The sequence below is a fragment of the Psychromarinibacter sediminicola genome, from assembly GCF_029168335.1.
Taxonomy (GTDB): Bacteria; Pseudomonadota; Alphaproteobacteria; order Rhodobacterales; family Rhodobacteraceae; genus Psychromarinibacter; species Psychromarinibacter sediminicola.
Genome location: NZ_JARGYC010000045.1, coordinates 19,379 through 37,720, shown reverse-complemented (window position 1 = coordinate 37,720; position 18,342 = coordinate 19,379). Strand labels below are relative to the sequence as shown.

The 18,342-nt window shown below is 69.4% G+C and carries 18 protein-coding genes; 3 read left to right on the top strand and 15 right to left on the bottom strand.

Annotated features, from left to right (window positions below; translation table 11 throughout):
- Positions 1-289: 289 nt before the first annotated feature.
- From P1J78_RS16100 to pyrH, 15 genes are all read right to left on the bottom strand, one after another.
- Positions 290-1,009, bottom strand: a complete 720-nt coding sequence (locus P1J78_RS16100; RefSeq protein WP_275568399.1) for a gamma-glutamyl-gamma-aminobutyrate hydrolase family protein — start codon at positions 1,007-1,009, stop codon at positions 290-292.
- 8 nt (positions 1,010-1,017) lie between these two features.
- Complete coding sequence (locus tag P1J78_RS16095; RefSeq protein ID WP_275568397.1) at positions 1,018-2,022, bottom strand: amidoligase family protein; 1,005 nt, start codon at positions 2,020-2,022, stop codon at positions 1,018-1,020.
- A gap of 30 nt (positions 2,023-2,052) precedes the next feature.
- Complete coding sequence (lpxB, locus tag P1J78_RS16090; protein WP_275568396.1) at positions 2,053-3,228, bottom strand: lipid-A-disaccharide synthase; 1,176 nt, start codon at positions 3,226-3,228, stop codon at positions 2,053-2,055.
- Positions 3,229-3,230: 2 nt separating this feature from the next.
- Entirely contained in the window at positions 3,231-4,037 is an 807-nt protein-coding gene (locus P1J78_RS16085; protein WP_275568395.1) for an LpxI family protein, read from the bottom strand.
- Positions 4,037-4,834: an acyl-ACP--UDP-N-acetylglucosamine O-acyltransferase gene (gene lpxA / locus P1J78_RS16080; RefSeq protein ID WP_275568394.1), complete on the bottom strand. Its 798-nt coding sequence runs from the start codon at positions 4,832-4,834 to the stop codon at positions 4,037-4,039. Before lpxA ends, P1J78_RS16085 begins: the two co-directional genes overlap by 1 nt.
- A 3-nt stretch (positions 4,835-4,837) precedes the next feature.
- Complete coding sequence (gene fabZ, locus P1J78_RS16075) at positions 4,838-5,299, bottom strand: 3-hydroxyacyl-ACP dehydratase FabZ (protein ID WP_275568393.1); 462 nt, start codon at positions 5,297-5,299, stop codon at positions 4,838-4,840.
- Between the two features lie 80 nt (positions 5,300-5,379).
- Positions 5,380-5,991, bottom strand: a complete 612-nt coding sequence (locus tag P1J78_RS16070; RefSeq protein ID WP_275568392.1) for an OmpH/Skp family outer membrane protein — start codon at positions 5,989-5,991, stop codon at positions 5,380-5,382.
- Between the two features lie 3 nt (positions 5,992-5,994).
- On the bottom strand, positions 5,995-8,253 hold the full coding sequence (gene bamA / locus P1J78_RS16065) for an outer membrane protein assembly factor BamA (protein ID WP_309568135.1): 2,259 nt from the start codon (positions 8,251-8,253) through the stop codon (positions 5,995-5,997).
- Between the two features lie 261 nt (positions 8,254-8,514).
- Complete coding sequence (locus tag P1J78_RS16060; protein ID WP_275568390.1) at positions 8,515-8,640, bottom strand: hypothetical protein; 126 nt, start codon at positions 8,638-8,640, stop codon at positions 8,515-8,517.
- Between the two features lie 169 nt (positions 8,641-8,809).
- Entirely contained in the window at positions 8,810-10,147 is a 1,338-nt protein-coding gene (rseP, locus tag P1J78_RS16055; protein WP_275568389.1) for an RIP metalloprotease RseP, read from the bottom strand.
- A gap of 10 nt (positions 10,148-10,157) precedes the next feature.
- A complete protein-coding gene (gene dxr, locus P1J78_RS16050; protein WP_275568388.1) occupies positions 10,158-11,330 on the bottom strand; it encodes a 1-deoxy-D-xylulose-5-phosphate reductoisomerase in 1,173 nt (390 codons plus the stop codon).
- Positions 11,327-12,124, bottom strand: coding sequence for a phosphatidate cytidylyltransferase (locus P1J78_RS16045; RefSeq protein ID WP_275568387.1), 798 nt, complete (start codon positions 12,122-12,124; stop codon positions 11,327-11,329). The genes dxr and P1J78_RS16045 overlap by 4 nt, the downstream gene beginning before the upstream one ends.
- Positions 12,121-12,831 (bottom strand): polyprenyl diphosphate synthase, encoded by a 711-nt coding sequence (uppS, locus tag P1J78_RS16040; protein WP_275568386.1) that lies wholly within the window; start codon positions 12,829-12,831, stop codon positions 12,121-12,123. The genes P1J78_RS16045 and uppS overlap by 4 nt, the downstream gene beginning before the upstream one ends.
- 165 nt (positions 12,832-12,996) lie before the next feature.
- Entirely contained in the window at positions 12,997-13,560 is a 564-nt protein-coding gene (gene frr, locus P1J78_RS16035; protein WP_275568385.1) for a ribosome recycling factor, read from the bottom strand.
- Between the two features lie 124 nt (positions 13,561-13,684).
- Entirely contained in the window at positions 13,685-14,422 is a 738-nt protein-coding gene (pyrH, locus tag P1J78_RS16030; protein ID WP_275568384.1) for a UMP kinase, read from the bottom strand.
- Between the two features lie 79 nt (positions 14,423-14,501).
- On the opposite strand from pyrH, the gene miaA reads away from it, so the two are divergent.
- The 3 genes from miaA (at position 14,502) to P1J78_RS16015 (ending at position 18,229) form a co-directional block, all read left to right on the top strand.
- The gene (gene miaA, locus P1J78_RS16025; RefSeq protein ID WP_275568383.1) at positions 14,502-15,386 is read left to right on the top strand and encodes a tRNA (adenosine(37)-N6)-dimethylallyltransferase MiaA; all 885 of its coding nucleotides are present in this window, start codon (positions 14,502-14,504) and stop codon (positions 15,384-15,386) included.
- A 99-nt stretch (positions 15,387-15,485) separates the two neighbouring features.
- Complete coding sequence (locus P1J78_RS16020; protein WP_275568382.1) at positions 15,486-16,313, top strand: helix-turn-helix domain-containing protein; 828 nt, start codon at positions 15,486-15,488, stop codon at positions 16,311-16,313.
- A 251-nt stretch (positions 16,314-16,564) separates the two neighbouring features.
- Positions 16,565-18,229, top strand: coding sequence for an ABC transporter substrate-binding protein (locus tag P1J78_RS16015; RefSeq protein ID WP_275568381.1), 1,665 nt, complete (start codon positions 16,565-16,567; stop codon positions 18,227-18,229).
- The last annotated feature ends 113 nt before the right edge of the window (positions 18,230-18,342 follow it).

Sequence of the window (18,342 nt, the reverse complement as noted above, 5' to 3'; positions counted from 1 at the left end):
GCGCCGCCTCTCGGCGATTGCTCTGCAATCGCCTGTCGGCAGGGCATTGCATAGCAATGCCCGAGAGACGCGCCCCAACGCGGCGGCGCTGTGGTCGACGTTATCGCAGAGCTCGGAGGTCGCCCGGACTTGGCAGCCATAAAATACGCCGCTCGAACACCGGAGCGCCACCGCGCGCGTCGGCCCTTGCGCGGCTCCTCACGTTGGTCACATGCGTCTGATCGCGGTGACGAACGCCTCCGCGGCTCCGCCCGGTCGCGCCGCGCGGCCCCGCTCTCCGGATCGGCCCCTACTCCGCCGGCACGCCGGCATCCACGGCCGGAAGCTGCGCGCGGTCCTCGCGATAAGCGCGCGCCGCATCGACCAGCGCGCGGAAGATCGCCCGGTGCCGGCTGCGGTAGAACAGGTGCTCGGGGTGCCACTGGACGCCCACCGCGAAGGGATCGCGCAGCCGCTCGATGGCCTGGATCATGCCGCCCTCGTCGCGGGCCGAGACCTGCATCCCGCGCCCCAGCGCCGCCACCGCCTGCGAGTGCAGCGCGTTGACATACATCACCTCGCGCCCGGCGATCTGCGCCAGCCGCGTGCCCTGTTCCACCCGCACCCGGCGGCGCGGCAGGATGGTGCGGTAGCGGCGCGAGGTCTCGTAGACCGAGAAGGCGTCCTGGAACAGGTCGCCGCCGAGGGCCACGTTCAGCATCTGGCTGCCCCGGCAGATGCCGAGCACCGGGATGTTCCGCTCGAACGCGGCGACGCAGAGCTCGCGTTCCAATTCGTCGCGCGCGGGGTCGAGCCGGGCGGAGGCCACCAGCTGGCCGCCGTAGACATCGGGCGAGATGTCGTCGCCGCCGCCGATCACCACGCCGTCCACGTCCGACAGGTCAGCCACGCGGCCCACGCCCCAGCGCACGGCCCGGCCGCCCGCCAGCCAGACGTTGAAGGCCACCAGCGGAAAGATGCGCCAGCCGGACCGCTCCGAGGTGGTCACGCCGATCACGGGTCGGGTCACGGGTCTGGTCACTGGGCACTCCCCGGATGCAGCCCGGCGGCGCGCAGGCAGCCGTCGGCCTCCGCCGCCCAGCCGCCGCGCACCCGGTTCAGCAGCCAGTTGCGCGCGCGCCAGGCCTGGCGGAAGGCGTCGAGCAGCCGGGGGCTGCGCGCGGCGCGCTCGACCAGCGCCCAACGATTCCACTCGTAGGCCAGCGTCCAGTCCGGGTCGCCGATCCGGCTGTCCGGCAGGCGGTAGTGATAGGCGGGCCGGGCGCCCACCTGGTCGAGCGGCCCGAGCGCGGCCTCGAACCGGTCGGGGGCCAGGTGACGGACGATCGGCAGCAGGTCGAGCCCGTAATTCCGCGACTGGATGTGGTCGAGATAGATCTCGATGAAGGCGTCGCGGTCCGGCGTGGCGTCCCGTGCCGCCAGCGCGTCCAGCAGCGACGGCGGGTAGCGGTCGGTGAACGGCAGGAGCCGGCGGCTGAAATCCACCGGATCGGTCTGGCGGAACCATTCCTCGAGGAAGGCGAAGGCGGTGGCGACGGCCGGAACATCGGCGCCCGCCGGATCGGCCAGTTCGGGATTGAGATGCACGCCGAAGCCCAGGAACACGCCGCCCCGCGTGCCGACGGCGCCGGCGGCGTGCAGCTCGCGCAGGACGCTCTCCAGCCGCGGCAGATCGGCCTGCGCCAGCGGCCGCGTCACGATCTCCACCGGGATCACCGCACGCCCCGCTTCGAACCCGGCTTCCGCCACGGCGCCCGAAAGCTTGTTGCGCAGCGCCGTGTCCAGGTAGATATCCAGATCGCCCAGATCGCTGCCCGTCAGCCGGAAGGCCCGTTCGCCGGCCGGCGAGAGATCGCCGCCGAGGTCGCGGCGCAGCCGCTCGGCCGCCTCGCGCTCGCTCAGGCCGCCGAATTCGATCTCGATCCCGGCCTTGCGCGCCGCGCCGTCGCGGCCGTCCCAGCCGGGCAGCGGCGCAAAGCCCTCGCGGTCGAAGGCCGGGGGATAATGCAAGTGATCGTACATTCTATGAACGGATTTAAGCTGGTTTGCCGATCAGACAACCGCCCGGCCCAGCCCGTCAAGGATCGCGCGGGCGGCGCGCAGGCCCGGGGGGTCGTCACGGCGGCCGAGCGCGTCCATCGTCAGGCGCATCGCCTCGTGCTGCGCCGCCCGCGCGGCGGGGTCGTCGACGAGGGTGAGAAGCGCCTTCGAGACCGGCTCCGGGCGGCAGGCGGGGCCGATGAATTCGGGGATCGCCTTCTCTTTCGACACCAGGTTCACCAAGGTGACCGAGTCGAGCCGGACCATGCGGCTGGCGATCTGCCAGGTCAGCCAGTTCATGTCGTAGGCGATGACCATCGGCGTGGCGGTGGAGGCCAGCTCCAGCGACACGGTGCCCGACGCGGCCAGCGCCGCCTCTGCCGCCGCGAAGGCCGCGCGTTTGCGCGCGCCCGCCTCTGCGTCGGTCAGGCCGCGCGGGTCCAGTACCAGCGGATCGCCCGGCCAGCTCCGCACCGCCTCGATCACCGCGCCGGCGACGCCGGCGGCGGCGGGGACGACGACGCGCATCTCCGGGTGGCGTTTCAGGACCGGACGCAGCGCCTCGCCGAAGACGGGCGCCAGCCGCGAGACCTCGCCCCGCCGCGAGCCCGGCAGGACCAGCAGGAGGGGCGCGTCGCCCAGCCCCTCGGCGGCGCGGAAGGCGGCGATGTCGTCGGCGCCCGGCACCGGTTCGGTGACGACCGGGTGGCCGACGAAGTCGCAGCGCAAGCCCTCGGCCTCCATATACGGCGGCTCGAACGGGAACAGCGCGAGCACCTGATCGACATGCTTGGCCATCTTCGCCGCGCGGCCGGCGCGCCAGGCCCAGACCGTGGGGGCGACGTAGTGGACGCAGCGGATGTCGCTGTGCTCGCGCACCCGCCGGGCCACGCGCAGCGAGAAGTCGGGGCTGTCGATGGTCAGCAGGACATCCGGCTTGGTCTCCAGCACCCATTGCACGGTCTGGGCGATGCGGCGTTTCAGCTGCGGCACGCGCGGCAGCACCTCGGCCAGCCCCATGACCGACAGCTCCTCCATCGGGAAGCGGCTGGTCAGCCCCTCGGCCTGCATGGCGCCGCCGCCGATGCCGTCGAACGTGACATCGGGCACCAGCGTCTTCAGCCCCTGCATCGCCGCCGCGCCCAGCCGGTCGCCCGAGGCCTCGCCCGCTAGGACGAACACGCGCATGCTCAGACCTCCTGGCCCAGAAGGAACAGCCCCGCCGCTTGGGCCCGCACAATCATCTCGTCGCGGTCCAAGAGCAGCACGCGGCCGGCGGCGAAGGCGATGCCGTTCAGCCCCGCCTCGGCCGCCGCCGTGACCGTTTGGGGGCCGAGGGCGGGCATGTCGACGCGCAGGTCCTGGCCGGGCTTCGGCGCCTTGACCAGCACGCCGCCGTCGCGGCGGAACCGCGCGCGCGTGCCGGCGACGAAGTCGAGCATCGCATCGGTGCCCTGCACCGTCTCGATCCCCATCACCAGCCCCTGCACCACCACCGCGCCCTGGCCGATATCGAGCGGCCCCAGCGTGGTCAGGATCGTCACCGCCCGGTCGATATCGGCAAGGTCGGCCTTCGCGGGCGCGCGCCCGGCCAGCCGCCCGGCGGGCGCGGTCAGGTCCGGCACCAAGTCGGCGGCGCCGCGCACCGCGAAGCCCTCGGTCTCGAACGCCCCGACGACGGTGCGCAGCAACCCGTCGTCGCCGGCCTTCAGCGCCGCCATCACGGCGGGCGCCAGGGCCATGGTCTTGGCGTCGAAGCGCAGCGGGTTCAGCTTCGGCCGGGTCAGGCCGCCGGCGAAGACGACCTCGGTGACGCCGGCCGCCTTCAGGCCCGCGAACAGCGCGCCCGCCCGCTCGAAGCTGGCATGCAGCACCTCCGCGCCGTCGGGCAGGTTCCCGGCCTGCGGGTCGAAGGTGACGAAGAGCGCATCGGGATGGGCCGCGGCGATCCGGGCAGGGAGCGCGCCGCCGCCGGCGATGACCGCCAGCCGCGCCATCACACCGGCGTGTGGAAGTTGCGGTCGGTCTCGGCGAGGATGAAGTCGGCGAGCGCGCGGACCAGCTCGCTGTCGGTGCCCTCCTGCAGCAGGCGGGCGCGGTCCTGGAACGTGCCCTCGCCCGCGGCCAGCGCGTCGTAGGCGGCGCGCAAGGCGGCGATCTCGGCCCGGTCGACGCCGCTCCGGCGCAGGCCGACGAGGTTCAGCCCGCGCAGGTCCCCGGCGCCGGTATCGAGCAGGCCGAAGGGCACCACGTCCTTCGTCACCTTGGTCAGCCCGCCGATGATCGCGCCGCGGCCGATCCGCACGAACTGATGCACGCCGCTGATGCCGCCGACGATGACGTCGTCGCCGATGGTGACATGGCCGGCCACGCCGACATTGTTCACCAGGATCACCCGGTCGCCCAGCTGGCAGTCATGCGCGACATGGACGCCGGCCATGAACAGCCCGTCGTCGCCCACCCGCGTGATGCCGCCGCCGCCCTCGGTGCCGGGGTTCATCGTGACATGCTCGCGGATGCGGTTGCGGGCGCCGATGACCAGCCGGGTGTCCTCGCCGCCGTATTTCAGATCCTGCGGGATCTCGCCCAGACAGGTGAAGGGAAACACCGCCGTCCCATCGCCGATCTCGGTGCGGCCGGTCACGACCACGTGGCTCTTGATCGTCACGTTGGCGCCCAGCACCACCTGCGGTCCGATCACGCAGAACGGCCCGATCTCGGTGCCCGGCCCGATCCGGGCGCCGTCCTCGATCACGGCGCTGGGGTGGATCCGTGCGGTGTGGTCGATGCTCATCGGTCAGGATTTGGCCTGGATATCGACCATCGCGGTGAATTCCGCCTCGGCCGCGCGCTCGCCGTCGACCTCGCCGAGGCCGCGGAACTTCAGCACCTTGCCGCTGGTGCGCAGCCCCTCGATATGCAGCTTCAGCTGATCGCCCGGCACGACCATGCGGCGGAACTTGGCCTTGTCCAGCGACATGAAGTAGATCAGCACCTTGTGGTCGGTCAGCTCGCGGTCCAGGCCGATCATCACGCCGGCGGTCTGCGCCATGGCCTCGACGATGGTGACGCCGGGCATGATCGGGGTGCCGGGGAAATGGCCCTGGAAATGCGGCTCGTTGAAGGTGACGTTCTTGATGCCGGTTGCCGATTTCACCCCGTCCACATCGACCACCCGGTCGACCAGCAGGAACGGGTAGCGGTGCGGCAGGATCCGCTGGATCATCTCCGCGTCGGCGGTCTTCAGGGCATCGGACATGGACGCCGTCCTTCTGGCTGTTTCCAAGGCTCGGGTCTGGTATCAAGAGCCGCGCGGGCGCACAAGCTGGGTTCGCCGGCTCAGTCGCTCTCCGGTGTCGGGTCCGGCGTTTCGCCGTCCTCGGGCGTCTCGCCGTCCTCCGGCGCGGACTCCTCCGTGGCGAACGCCTCGTCGATCCGGGCGATGGCCGCGTCGGTGATGTCGATGGAATCGGCCGACAGGATCACCGTGCGCCGCTCCAGGATCACCAGCGCGCCGCGTTCGCGGGCCAGCTCGGTGAGGATCGGGGTGATGCGGCGCAGGAAGTTCTGGCGCTCCTCCTCGCGCAGGCGCTGCAGCTCGCGCTCCTTGGCGTCCTGCTCGTTGCGCAGGCGCTGCACCTTGGCGTCGAAAGCGTCGGCCAGGGCGCGGAACTCGTCGGGGGGCAGGTCCGGGCGCTGCTCGGTCAGCTCCAGCTCCTCGGCCGACAACTCCGCCTCGATGCGGCGGTTCTCGGCGGCGAGCTCGGCCGAGCGCCGCTCGATCTCGGCGCCGATCTGGCCGGCGGCGCGGGACTGGGCGAACAGCCGCTCCTGGTCCAGCGTCAGGACCAGGGGCGGCAGCGACACCGGATCCTGCTGCGCCGCGCCGGGGCTTGCCGCCGCCGCGGCGAGGATCAGGGCAGCGAGCCAGGCACGAACGCGCCGCGCCATGGCCTAGAACTGGGTCGAGATCGTGACCTCGAACTCCCGCTCGATGTCGTAGGCCTCCTTCTTGAGCGCCTTGGAGTAGTTGAAGCGCAACGGCCCGAGCGGCGTGTCCCAGAACAGCGACACACCCGCGGCGGAGCGAATGTTGAAGGAATCGTCCACCGGGCCGCCGGTGCCGGCGGTGTTGTCCAGCCCCCAGACCGAGCCCACGTCGACGAAGACGCCGCCATGGATGCCGTATTCCTCGGGCAGGCCCAGCGGGAACTCGGCCTCGAACTTGGCCACGGCGAACAGGTTGCCGCCGAGCGCGTCCCTGTTGCCCGCGCCCAGGTCGCGCGGACCGACGCCGTAATAGTCGAAGCCGCGCATCTTGCCGTTCAGGAAGAAGCGGTCAACCACCCGGCTGTTGCTGCCGTCGAGCGAGTTCAGCGCCCCGCCTTCGAAGATGGCGCGCAGCGTGACCTCGTCGTTCATGATCTTGGTCTCGGCCACCGCCAGCGCTTCGGACTTCATATAGGAGACATCGCCCGCGATGCCCGCGAAATCCTGGCTCCACCGGAACAGAACGCCCGCATCCGGGTTCAGGCCGCGGCGGAGCGTGCGATACTCGACGTCATAGCCGGCGCCCAGCACCCATTCCAACCCGCGCGCGGCCTCCGCCTGGAGTATCGCAGAAGAGTCGTTGGGCGGGGTCGAAGACACGTTCGACACCTCGGTCACGCGGCCGAAGGCGTTCACGCCAAGCCGCGTGAACTCGTTCATCGGGAACTGGAACCCGGTGGTCACGTTGCCCAGCGTCGTGTCGTAGTTGGTGTTGAGCGTGCTGTTCGTCGAGGTGTAGCTCGCCGAGAAGGAATAGGCCACGTCGCGGCCCAGGAAGGCCGGCTCGCGGAAGCTGAAGGCATAGGTGCCGGTGCCCGACCCCGTGGACACGTCGAAGCTGAGCGCCTGGCCGCGGCCGAGGAAGTTGCGCTCGGAAAAGTTGAAGGTCAGCCCGAAGCCGGCCGAGGACGAATAGGTCGCGCCGAAGCCGAGCGAGCCGGTCGGCTTCTCCTCGACATCCACGTCGACGATCACCTGATCGGGGCCGGAGCCTTCGCGCGGGTTCACCTCGGCGGTCTCGAAGAAGCCGAGCGCCTTGATCCGCGAGGCGGCCTCGCGAATCTCGCGCGGATTGAACGGGTCGCCCTCCACCGCGGTGAACTGGCGCCGGATGACGCGGTCGAGCGTCGTCGCGTTGCCCTCGATGTCGATGCGTTCCACGAAGATCCGCGGGCCGCGCACGATGGCGAACTCGATATGCAAAAGCAGGTTCCGGTCGTCGCGCGTCACGCGCGGCTCCACCCGGATGAAATCCAGGTCCTGCTGCACCGCCAGCCGTTCCAGCCGGGCGATCGTGTTGTCCACGCCGCCGGGGCTGTAGACCTGCCCCGCCCTGATGCGGATCGCGTCCTCGTATTCCGGCACGTTGATCTCGGGCAGGTTGGACGTGGCGCTGATGTTGCCGTAGCGATAGCGCTGGCCTTCCTGCACCGTGAAGGTGACGAAGAAGGCGTTGCGCTCGCGGCTGAACTCCGACGCGACGGACAGGATCTCGAAATCCACGTAGCCGCGCGAGCGGTAGAAGTCGGTCAGCACCTGGCGGTCGAACTGCAGCCGGTCGCCGATGAAGGTGTCGCGCTGGATCAGCTGGCGGAACAGGCCCGCCTGCTTGGATTCCAGCACCCGGCGCAGGCGGCGGTCGGAAAACTCGCGGTTGCCGACGAAGCTGATGCGCTCGACCTCGACGACGCGGCCCTCGGACACCTCGAAGACCAGGTCGACGCGGTTGTTCGAGCGGCGGATGATGACCGGTTCCACCGTCGCGGCCAGGCGGCCGGCCTGTTCATAGGCCTGCACGATGGCCGCGGCGTCCTGCTCGGCGACCGAGGGCGAATAGACGCGCCGGGGCTGCGAGCGCAGAACCGAGGCCAGCGCCTCGTCCTTCAGCCGCGAGTTGCCCTCGATGCTGATGCGGTTGATCGTCGGATGCTCCTGCACGACGATCACCAGCGTGCCGCCGCGCGGTTCCAGCGACACCGTCTCGAACAGCCCGGAATCGACAATGTTCTGATACGCCGCGTTCAACTGGCCGGCGCTGACCGCCGCGCCGGGCTCGATTCCCGCGTAGGAGAGGATCGTTCCGGTTTCGATCCGGGTGTTTCCCTCGACCTCGATGCGCGCGAAACGGTAGGCCTGCGCCTGGGCAGCCGGCGCCGAGGCCACGTAAACCGTTGTTACAGAAATAAAAATCGCAACGAGTGCTCGGAAGATGCCCCCCATGGCGGTCTGACGTGCGCTCCGCGCGGCTTGATGTGCCCGCTTCATCTGTCCCTATCCCACCGACTTGGTTGTTTTTAGTGTGCTATCGCGAAAGGGGGACCGAGTCAAAACGGGAAAAGCGCCCACCGGTATGAATCGGCGGGCGCTCGCGCTACAACATGTTGGGTCGGAGAGAGGCCGCAGGCTGGGCGCGGCCGGGTCGGATCAGAGCGAAACGACGAAGGCCGCGGCGAAAAGCGCGACGACGGCACCGCCTGCAAACAACAGACGGTCCCAATTAAGGTTGGCCAGCAGGCTAAGGCCACGATAGCCCGACCGGATCGAGTGCATTCCCGCCTCCATTCTGCGCCAGTCATGCCCTACAAGAGGTAGGGGCGAATTGGGGCGGAAATGCGGCGCGGGCGGGGCCCTTCCAAGACGTCGATTCCGCGCGAGTGATGCAGAACTGTCACATGAGTCACACGTGACTCGAACTGGGCCCGGGCGGCCCGCCCTGCCCCTACGGGCAGAACAGGTCGTTGGACAGGGCGAAGACCATCAGCGTCAGCAACAGCGCCAGGCCCACGCTCATCAGGATGCGCAGCGCCCGGTCGCTGGGCGGCTTGCCCGTCGCCGCCTCGTAGGCGTGGAACACCAGATGCCCGCCGTCGAGCACCGGGATCGGGAACAGGTTCAGCAGGCCCACGGCGGTCGACAGCACGGCGATGAACCAGATGAAGCTGTCGAGCCCCTGGCTGGCCGCCGCCCCCGAGGTCTGGGCGATGCCGATCGGCCCGCGCAGATTGCAGCTGGAGATCGCGCCGGCGGCCATGTGGTAGAGGCCCGACAGCGAGGATTTCACGATGAACACGGTCTGGTTCACGCCATAGGCCAGCGCCTCGCCCGGGCCGGGCATCTCGGTCTCCGGCTCGAAGACGAGCCCGCCGGTGATGCCGATCAGCCAGCGCGTCTCGAACCCGCCGTCCTGCAGCGGCAGGTCCATGCGGCGCGGCGCAAGCGTCACGTCCAGCGTCTCGCCATCGCGCCAGACGGTAAAGGTCATCTCGGCGCCGTCCGAGCTGCCGACCGCTTCGCGCAGCTCCTCGAAGGCGGTGATCGGCTGGCCGTCGATGGCGGTGATGACATCGCCCTGCTCCAGTCCCGCCTCCATCGCCGCGGAGCCGGCGGTGAGGCCGGAGACCAGCGCGGGGTACGGGTACGGCCCCTCGGTCGTCATCTCCGCCCCGTCGCGGCGGAGCGTGTAGGCCAGCGTCGACTCCACGGGCAGCGTGTCGACGAAGTCGCGGAAGCCGGAGACGTCGGGCGTGTCCTCGCCCTCGATGGCCAGCACCTCGTCGCCGGGCCGCAGGCTGTTCTCCAGCCCCGGCACCGGCCGCACCTCGCCCACGGTCAGCGGATCGCTGGCGACACCGGTGGCCATCAGCATGCCGGCGAAGACCGCGATCGACAGGATGAAGTTGAATACGGGGCCGGCGGCCACGGTGAACACCCGCGCCCAGAGCGGCGCGCCGTGCATCGTGTGCCGCTGGGTCTCGGGGTCCATCTCCTCGAAATCGTCGGACGCCTTGTCGCTGGCCACGCCCGCGTCGCCCAGGAACTTCACATAGCCGCCGAAGGGCAGCGCGGCGAGCTGCCATTGCGTGCCGTGCTTGTCCCGCCGGCTCCACAGCACCGGGCCGAAGCCGATCGAGAAGACCTCGGCCTTGATGCCGCACCAGCGGCCGACGATGTAATGGCCGTATTCGTGGACCGCGACGATGATCGACAGCGCGATGATGAAGGCCCCGATGGTGTAAAGGCCGTTGCCGAAGGACGGAATAAGCTCGGTGAGTTCCAAAATGCTGCCTTTATTGCCTCTCGCGGATCACGTCGTCGGCCCGGACACGGGCGAGATGATCCATTTGGCGCACGGTATCAAGGTTTAATCGGTCCGAAGCGAGGCCCGCCTCGGATGACATTCGCGTCAGCACCTCCTCCACCACCTCGGCCATGGCGGGAAAACCGATGCGCCGGGCGAGGAAGGCGTCGAGCGCGCGCTCCTTCGCGGCGTTGAACACGGCGCCGGCCAGCCCGCCCGTCCGCATGACCTCTCGGGCAAGCCGCAGCGCGGGCCAGCGCACCTCGTCGGCCGGGCGGAAGGTGAGCCGGGCGATCTGTGCCAGATCGAGCCGGGCGACGGGGATGTCGCCGCGCGCCGGCCAGTGCAGCGCATAGCCGATGGCATGGCGCATGTCCGGCGCGCCCAGATGCGCCATCAGCGCGCCGTCGCGGAAACCCACCAGCGCGTGGATCAGGCTTTCGGGGTGGACGACGGCCTCGATCCGGTCCGGAGCGATGCCGAAGAATTCCTTGGTTTCAATGAGTTCGAGCGCCTTGTTGAACATCGACGCGCTGTCGACCGTGATCCGCTGGCCCATGTCCCAGTTGGGATGGGTCGCGGCCTGTTCCGGGGTGGCCTGCGCCAGCTGGTCCAGCGGCCAGTCGCGGAAGGCGCCGCCCGAGGCGGTGATGACGATGCGCTCCACGTCCTCGATCCGCTCGCCGGCCAGCGCCTGGAACACGCCGGAATGCTCGCTGTCCACCGGCAGGATCGTGGCGCCGTGGGCGCGCGCCTCGGCCATCAGCAGAGGCCCGGCGGTCACAAGGCTTTCCTTGTTGGCCAGCGCCAGCGTGGTGCCGTGCCGCAGAGCGTGGACCCCCGGCGCGAGCCCCGCAGCGCCGACGATGGCCGACATGATCCAGTCGGCGGGGCGGTCGGCGGCCTCGATCAGCGCCTGCTCGCCCGCCGCGGCCTCGATCCCGGTTCCGGCCAGCGCGGCGCGCAGATCGGCCAGCCGGTCCGCGTGGCAGGTGACCGCGACCTCGGCGTTCAGCCGGCGCGCATCGGCGGCGAGCCGGTCGATATTGGACGCGCCGGTCAGCGCGACGACCTCGTAGGCGCCGGGGTCGCGGCCGATCAGGTCGATGGTGCTCTGCCCGATGGAGCCGGTGGCCCCGAAGATCGACACCCGCCGGGTCATTGTCCGACATTCAGGCCCAGAACGGCAATGACCAGCGACGCCGCCATCATGAACAGCGCCGCGCCCAAGAGCGCGTCGAAACGGTCGAACAGGCCGCCATGGCCGGGCAGCAGCCCCGAGGCGTCCTTCACCCCGGCGCGGCGCTTCACCGCGCTTTCGGCCACGTCGCCCATCTGCGAGGCGAAGCTGATGACCACCGCCAGCGCGATGAACGCGCCCGCCTCGCCCGGGCCCCGCATCGCCAGCGTCACCAGCACCGCCGCGACCCAGCCCGAGACGATCCCGGCCCAGGTCTTCTTGGGGCTGACCCGCGGCCAGAACTTCGGCCCGCCGATCGCCCGGCCGCCGAAATAGCCGGCGATGTCGGTGGCCACGACGGTGCCCACCAGCCAGAACATCCAGACCATCCCGAACGTGTCGCGGAACCAGACCAGCCCGTAGGTGCCCAGCAGGACCAGCGACACCGCGACCGGCACCAGGAAGCGCCGACGCTTCAGCAGGCTGATCCCGACCAGGCCGGGCGCCAGCAGGAGCGGCAGGGTAAAGACGGGCGGCAGGACGCGGGCCAGCAGGATCGCGGCCGCCGACAGAACGGCAAGCTGCACCGCCTCCGGCCCCTTCTCGGGCGCGATCATCGCCGAGAGTTCCCAGACCATGACCGCGACCACCAGCGCCGCCGTCAGGCCGAACACCGCGCCGCCGGCCCAGATGACCGCGGCCCCCGCCGCAGCCAGGACCAGCCCGGTGATCAGCCGCGGGCGCAGGTCTCCCCAGCTGCGCCCCCCGGCGGTCATGTCAGGACGGCACCGAACCGGCGCTCGCGGCCCGCGTAGCTGCGCACGATCCGGGCGAATATGTCGCGGTCGAAGTCGGGCCAGAGCGTGTCGATGAACTCGTACTCGGCATAGGCCGACTGCCACAGCAGGAAGTTGGAAATCCGCGCCTCGCCGCTGGTGCGCACCACCAGGTCGGGATCGGGAAGAACGCAGGTGTCCAGGTATCTTGGCAGCGTTTCTTCATCCACCTTCGCCGGATCCAGCACCCCCGATTTGACGTCTTGCGCCAGCCGCTTCGTGGCGCGCGCCACCTCGTCGCGGCCGCCGTAGTTCAGCGCGATGGTCAGATGCACCCGGTCGTTGCGCGAGGTCAGAAGCTCCAGCTCGTCCATCAGCCGCTGCAGCTTGTCGTCCAGCCGCAGCCGGTCGCCGATGAAGCGCACGCGCACCCCCTCGGCCAGCAGATCCCGCGCCTCGCGCTGGATATAGCGGCGGAACAGGCTCATCAGCCCGGCGACCTCGGACTGCGTCCGCCGCCAGTTCTCGGTCGAGAAGGCGAAGATCGTCAGGTACTTGACCCCGATGTCGGGACAGGCGCGCACGATCTCCTTGACCCGGCGCGCGCCCGCGTGGTGGCCGTAGAGCCGCGGCTTGCCGCGGGCCTGGGCCCAGCGGCCGTTGCCGTCCATGATGATGGCCACGTGCTGCGGGCCTCTGCGGGTCATTGCGTTCAATTCGCTGCTCCTTGCCTCACCGCTGCGGGCGGCTGCGTTCGGATGTGTCGCCAGTGTCGCTCAGGTCAAGCCAACATTCATGTCTTAACGTCAAGCGCCGCGACGAAAACCGCGCCGGCGCGGCCAGAGGGTCACGCCGGCCGCCCCATGGGCGGCTTACACCTGCATGATCTCGGACTGCTTGGTCTCCAGCGCGTCGTCGATGGTCTTGATGTGGCTGTCGGTCAGCTCCTGGATCTCGTCGTGCCAGAGCTTGTGCTCGTCCTCGGACATGCCCTGGGCCTTGGCCTTCTTCAGCTGTTCCATCCCGTCGCGGCGCACGTTGCGCACGGCGACGCGGGCCTGCTCGGCATACTGGCCGGCGACCTTGGTCAGCTCCTTGCGGCGCTCCTCGTTCAGCTCGGGGATCGGCAGCATGATGATCGTGCCGTTCATCTGCGGGTTGATCCCCAGACCGCTTTCGCGGATCGCTTTCTCGACCTTGTTGACCAGGCTCTTGTCCCAGACGTTGATCGTCACCATCCGCGGCTCGGGCACGTTGACGGTGCCGACCTGGTTGATCGGGGTCTGCGTGCCGTAGGCCTCCACGGTGATCGGCTCCACCATCGAGGCCGAGGCCCGCCCGGTGCGCAGCGAGGCGAATTCCTGCCGCAGCGCGGTCATCGCGCCGTCCATCCGGCGTTTCAGGTCGTCTAGGTCGATTTCGATATCTTCAGACATGGTGTGCCGCTCTTTTCGATCTTGCGCGCCCCTCCCGAGGGTCGGGGCCTTATAACGCCTTGATCGGCCGGATGTATAGATGTCGGACACCGCGCGGCCGATTCCGCGCGGCGCGGTTTCCGCCTCAGCTATGCACGATGCTGTAGGTGCCTTTCCCGGCCAGGATGCCCCGGAACCCGCCCGGCTCGTCCAGCGAGAACACGATGATCGGCAGGTTGTTGTCGCGGGCGAGCGCGATGGCCGAGGCGTCCATGACGTTCAGATGCTTCTGCAGGACCTCGTCATAGCTCACCCGGTCGTAGCGGCGGGCGTCGTCGTTCTTGCGCGGGTCGCAGTCGTAGACGCCGTCGACCTTGGTGCCCTTGAAGATCGCCTCGCAATTCATCTCGTTGGCGCGCAGCGTCGCGGCCGTATCGGTGGTGAAATAGGGGTTGCCGGTGCCGGCGGCGAAGATGCAGACGCGCTTTTTCTCCAGGTGCCGGACGGCGCGGCGCCGGATATAGGGCTCGGCCACCTCGTCCATGCGGATCGCGGTGATCACCCGGCAATAGACGCCCAGTTCCTCCAGTTTGGACTGCATCGCCAGGGCGTTCATCACCGTGGCGAGCATCCCCATGTAGTCGGCCGTCGTCCGCTCCATCCCCTGGGCGCTGCCGGCGAGGCCGCGGAAGATGTTGCCGCCGCCGATGACCATGCAGATCTCGACGCCAAGATCGTGGACGGATTTGACCTCCTTGGCGATGCGTTCGACCGTCGGCGGGTGCAGGCCATAGCCCTGGTCCCCCATCAGGGCCTCGCCCGAGATCTTCAGGAGTACCCGGCTGTACTTGGTCTCCGCCGCCGCCTCCGCGTCGTCGCTCATGGTCCTGCCCCGCTGTCCTGTTTGGCTCGGCGCGCAAAATGAGGGAAAAGCGGGGCAGGTTCAATGCGGGAAGCGACCGATGCGCGGCGAATGGATGAAACGGCTGGATGCCGAGCGGCCGGTGCTGATCGCCGGGCCCACCGCCAGCGGCAAGTCGGCGATGGCGCTGGAGGTGGCGAGCCGGCTGGGCGGGGTGATCGTGAACGCCGATGCGCTGCAGGTGTTCGAGAACTGGCGCGTGCTGACCGCCCGGCCGACCCGGGACGAAGAGGCGGTGGCGCCGCATTCCCTCTACGGCCATGTGGGGCGCGCGGCGTCCTATTCCGTCGGCCACTGGCTGCGCGACCTCGCGCCGCTTCTGGACGGGCCGGCACGGCCGATCGTCGTGGGGGGCACGGGGCTGTATTTCACGGCGCTGACCGAAGGGCTGGCCGACATCCCGCCGACCCCGCCGGAGATTCGCGCGGCGGCCGACGCGCGGATCGCGGCCGAGGGGGCGGCGGCGCTGCTGGCCGAACTCGACGCGGCGACGGCGGCGCGGATCGACCGGCAGAACCCGATGCGGGTGCAGCGCGCCTGGGAGGTGCTGCGGACCACCGGGCGCGGCCTGGCCGCCTGGCAGGACGAGACGCCGCCGCCGCTGTTGCCGCTGGCGGCCGCGCAGCCGCTCTTGCTCGACGCCGACCGCGACTGGCTGGGCGACCGCATCGACCGGCGGTTCGACGCGATGATCGCGAACGGCGCGCTGGACGAGGCGGAGCGCAACCTGGAACGGGGCTGGGATCCCGCCCTGCCCTCGTCCAAGGCCATCGGCGCGGCAGAGTTGATGGATTTCCTCCAGGGCAACCGTAGCCTGAAAGACGCAGTCGCCGACGGAAAAACCGCGACCCGCCAATTCGCCAAGAGACAACGGACCTGGTTTCGGTCCAGAATGCGGGCCTGGATGCCTATCGCGTTGCCCTGACTGCCAAAAGCGTTCCAGCTGCCAACGGAACCACAACACGGAACCACAACAAGGGGCGGCGCAGCGGAGACCTGGGGACAGTGAAGTTTAACGACCACCATGCGCATTTTTAGCGAGAACCGCCCCGACATCAATCAGGGGCTGAAGACGCGCCGGTTCCGTGTGGAATCGCTGCCGCGCGTCACATCCGAAACCCGCTGGCGGACCGAGGCGATGCGCTCTTACGCGCAACCCCTGCTTCTGTGGTTCACCCGCGGACAGGGCCGGATCACCGTGGCCGGCGTGACCCACGGCTTCGGCGCGCATCATGCGGTCTTTCTGCCGGCGAACACGATGCACGGCTACGAGATGTCGGGGCAGGTCTTCGGCACCGCGGTCTACCTGCCGCCCGACCCGTCGCTGAACCTGCCGGAAGAGCCGGTGCATCTGCGCTTCCGCGACGTGGCGCAGCAGGCCGAGCTGTCGGTGATGATCGAGAACATCCAGGCCGAGCTGAAATCCGACCGCCCCGGCAAGGAGCGCGCGATGCTGGCGCATGCCGGGCTTCTGGCCGTCTGGCTCGACCGCGAGCTGGAGGCCGGCAACCGGCAGGACCTGCACCCCGACGCCGCCCGCCGGCTGGCCGCGGCCTACTCGGCGATGGTGGAGCGCGACTTCAAGACCGGGCGCACGATCAACTACTACGCCCAGCAGCTCGGCGTGACGCCGACCCACCTGACGCGGTGCTGCAAGATCGCCTGCGGACGCTCGGCCTCGGCCCTTCTGGCGGACCGGGTGCATTTCGAGGCGCGCAAGCTCCTGGCCGAGACGCGGCGGCCGGTGAAGGAGATCGCGGGCGAGCTGGGCTTCAACTCCGCGGCCTATTTTACCCGCGCCTTCCAGAAACATACGGGCGCGACGCCGACGGCCTTCCGCAAGCATGGCTGAGCCGTTCTGACGCGGGACATGCCGCACACCCGGATTTGTCTTGCAATGCAAGACGGTGTCGTTTTTCCTTCAGTCCAATGTCGCTTTCCGGCAATCAAGCGCCGGAAGCGACCGTTGACGCCCCGCGCGCCCGCGTGCGGAATGCGAAACGAAAGGAAGTCCGGTCTCCCGGGAGAGGCCCCGTCGCGACGGGCGCATGCCGGGGGCCGCAGAGGGAAACGACTCCAAAAAGGACTGACAGGGAGCTTACGATGACCAAGGACACCGGAGACGGCCGCATCCATCCCGCGGCCGAGATGTATGCCGACGAATACCGCGCCGGCCTGATCGACCGCCGCGAATTCCTCGCCCGCGCGACCTCGATGGGCGTGGGCGCCGCGGCGGCCTACGGGCTGATCGGGCTGAACGCCCCGGCGCGCGCGGCCGAGCACATGCAGCAGGGCGGCACGCTGCGCATCCAGCAGTCGGTCAAGGGCATGAAGGACCCGCGCGCCTATGACTGGTCCGAGATCGGCAACCAGTCGCGCGGCTTCCTGGAATACCTGGTCGAGTACAACAGCGACGGCTCGTTCCGGCCGATGCTGCTGGACAGCTGGGAGGTCAACGACGACGCCACGCAATACATCCTGAACGTCCGCCAGGGCGTGACCTGGAACAACGGCGACGCCTTCACCGCCGAGGACGTGGCGCGCAACATCGCCGGATGGTGCGACAAGAACATGGCCGACAACTCGATGGCCAGCCGCATGGGCGGGCTGATCGACCAAGACACCGGCCAGGCCCGCGAGGGCGCCATCGAGGTGACGGACGAGCATACCGTGGTGCTGAACCTGTCGGCGCCTGACGTGTCGGTGATCGCCAACATGTCCGACTACCCGGCCGCGATCGTGCATTCGAGCTACGAGGGCGGCAGCCCGTTCGACAACGGCATCGGCACCGGCCCGTTCCGCCCGGTCAGCATGGAGGTGGGAATCAACTGCATCCTCGAACGCAACACCGACCACGAATGGTGGGGCACCGAGATCTACGGCGGCCCCTATGTCGACCGCATCGAGTTCATCGACTACGGCACCGACCCCTCGGCCTGGGTCGCGGCGGCGGAATCCGAGGAGGTCGACCTGCTCTACGAGACGGTCGGCGATTTCATCGACGTGATGGACGCGATCGGCTGGACCAAGACCGAGACCGTGACCGCGGCCACCATCGTGTTCCGCGGCAACCAGGAGGCCGAGGTCGGCGGCATGAAGCCCTATTCGGACGTCCGCGTCCGGCGCGCGCTGGCGATGGCCGTCGACAACGCGGTGCTGCTGGAGCTGGGCTATTCCGACCGGGGCCGCGTGGCGGCGAACCACCATGTCTGCCCGATCCACCCGGCCTATGCCGATATCGGCCCGGCGGCCTTCGACCCCGACGGCGCCGTGGCGCTGCTGGAAGAGGCGGAGATGGCCGATTTCGAGCACGAGCTGATCACCGTCGACGACGACTGGCAGCGCAACACCGGCGACGCGCTGGCGGCGCAGCTGCGCGACGCTGGGATCCCGGTGCAGCGCACGATCCTGCCGGGCAACACCTTCTGGAACAAGTGGACGGAGTATCCGCTCAGCGCCACCCAGTGGAACCACCGCCCGCTGGAGGTGCAGGTGCTGACCCTGGCCTACCGCTCGGGCGAGGCGTGGAACGAAGCCGCCTATGCGAACCCGGATTTCGACGCGCTGATCAACCGCGCCAACGCGATCGCGGATGCCGACGCGCGCAGCGAGGTGATCGCCGAGGTCGAGCAGCTGCTGCGCGACGACGGTGTGATCATCCAGCCCTACTGGCGGTCGCTCTATAACCACCACAACGGCAATGTCGTGAACGGCGAGAAGCACCCGGCGCACGAGATCCACCTCTACAAGATCGGCTTCGCCGCGTGATCGCGGCCGGCACGATACCGGACCGGGCGCCCCGCGCGCCCGGTCCGCACAAGAACTGACAGCGCGGCAGGCCGGCCGCGCGCGGCACGCGCCGGACGGGACGGACGCGGCCG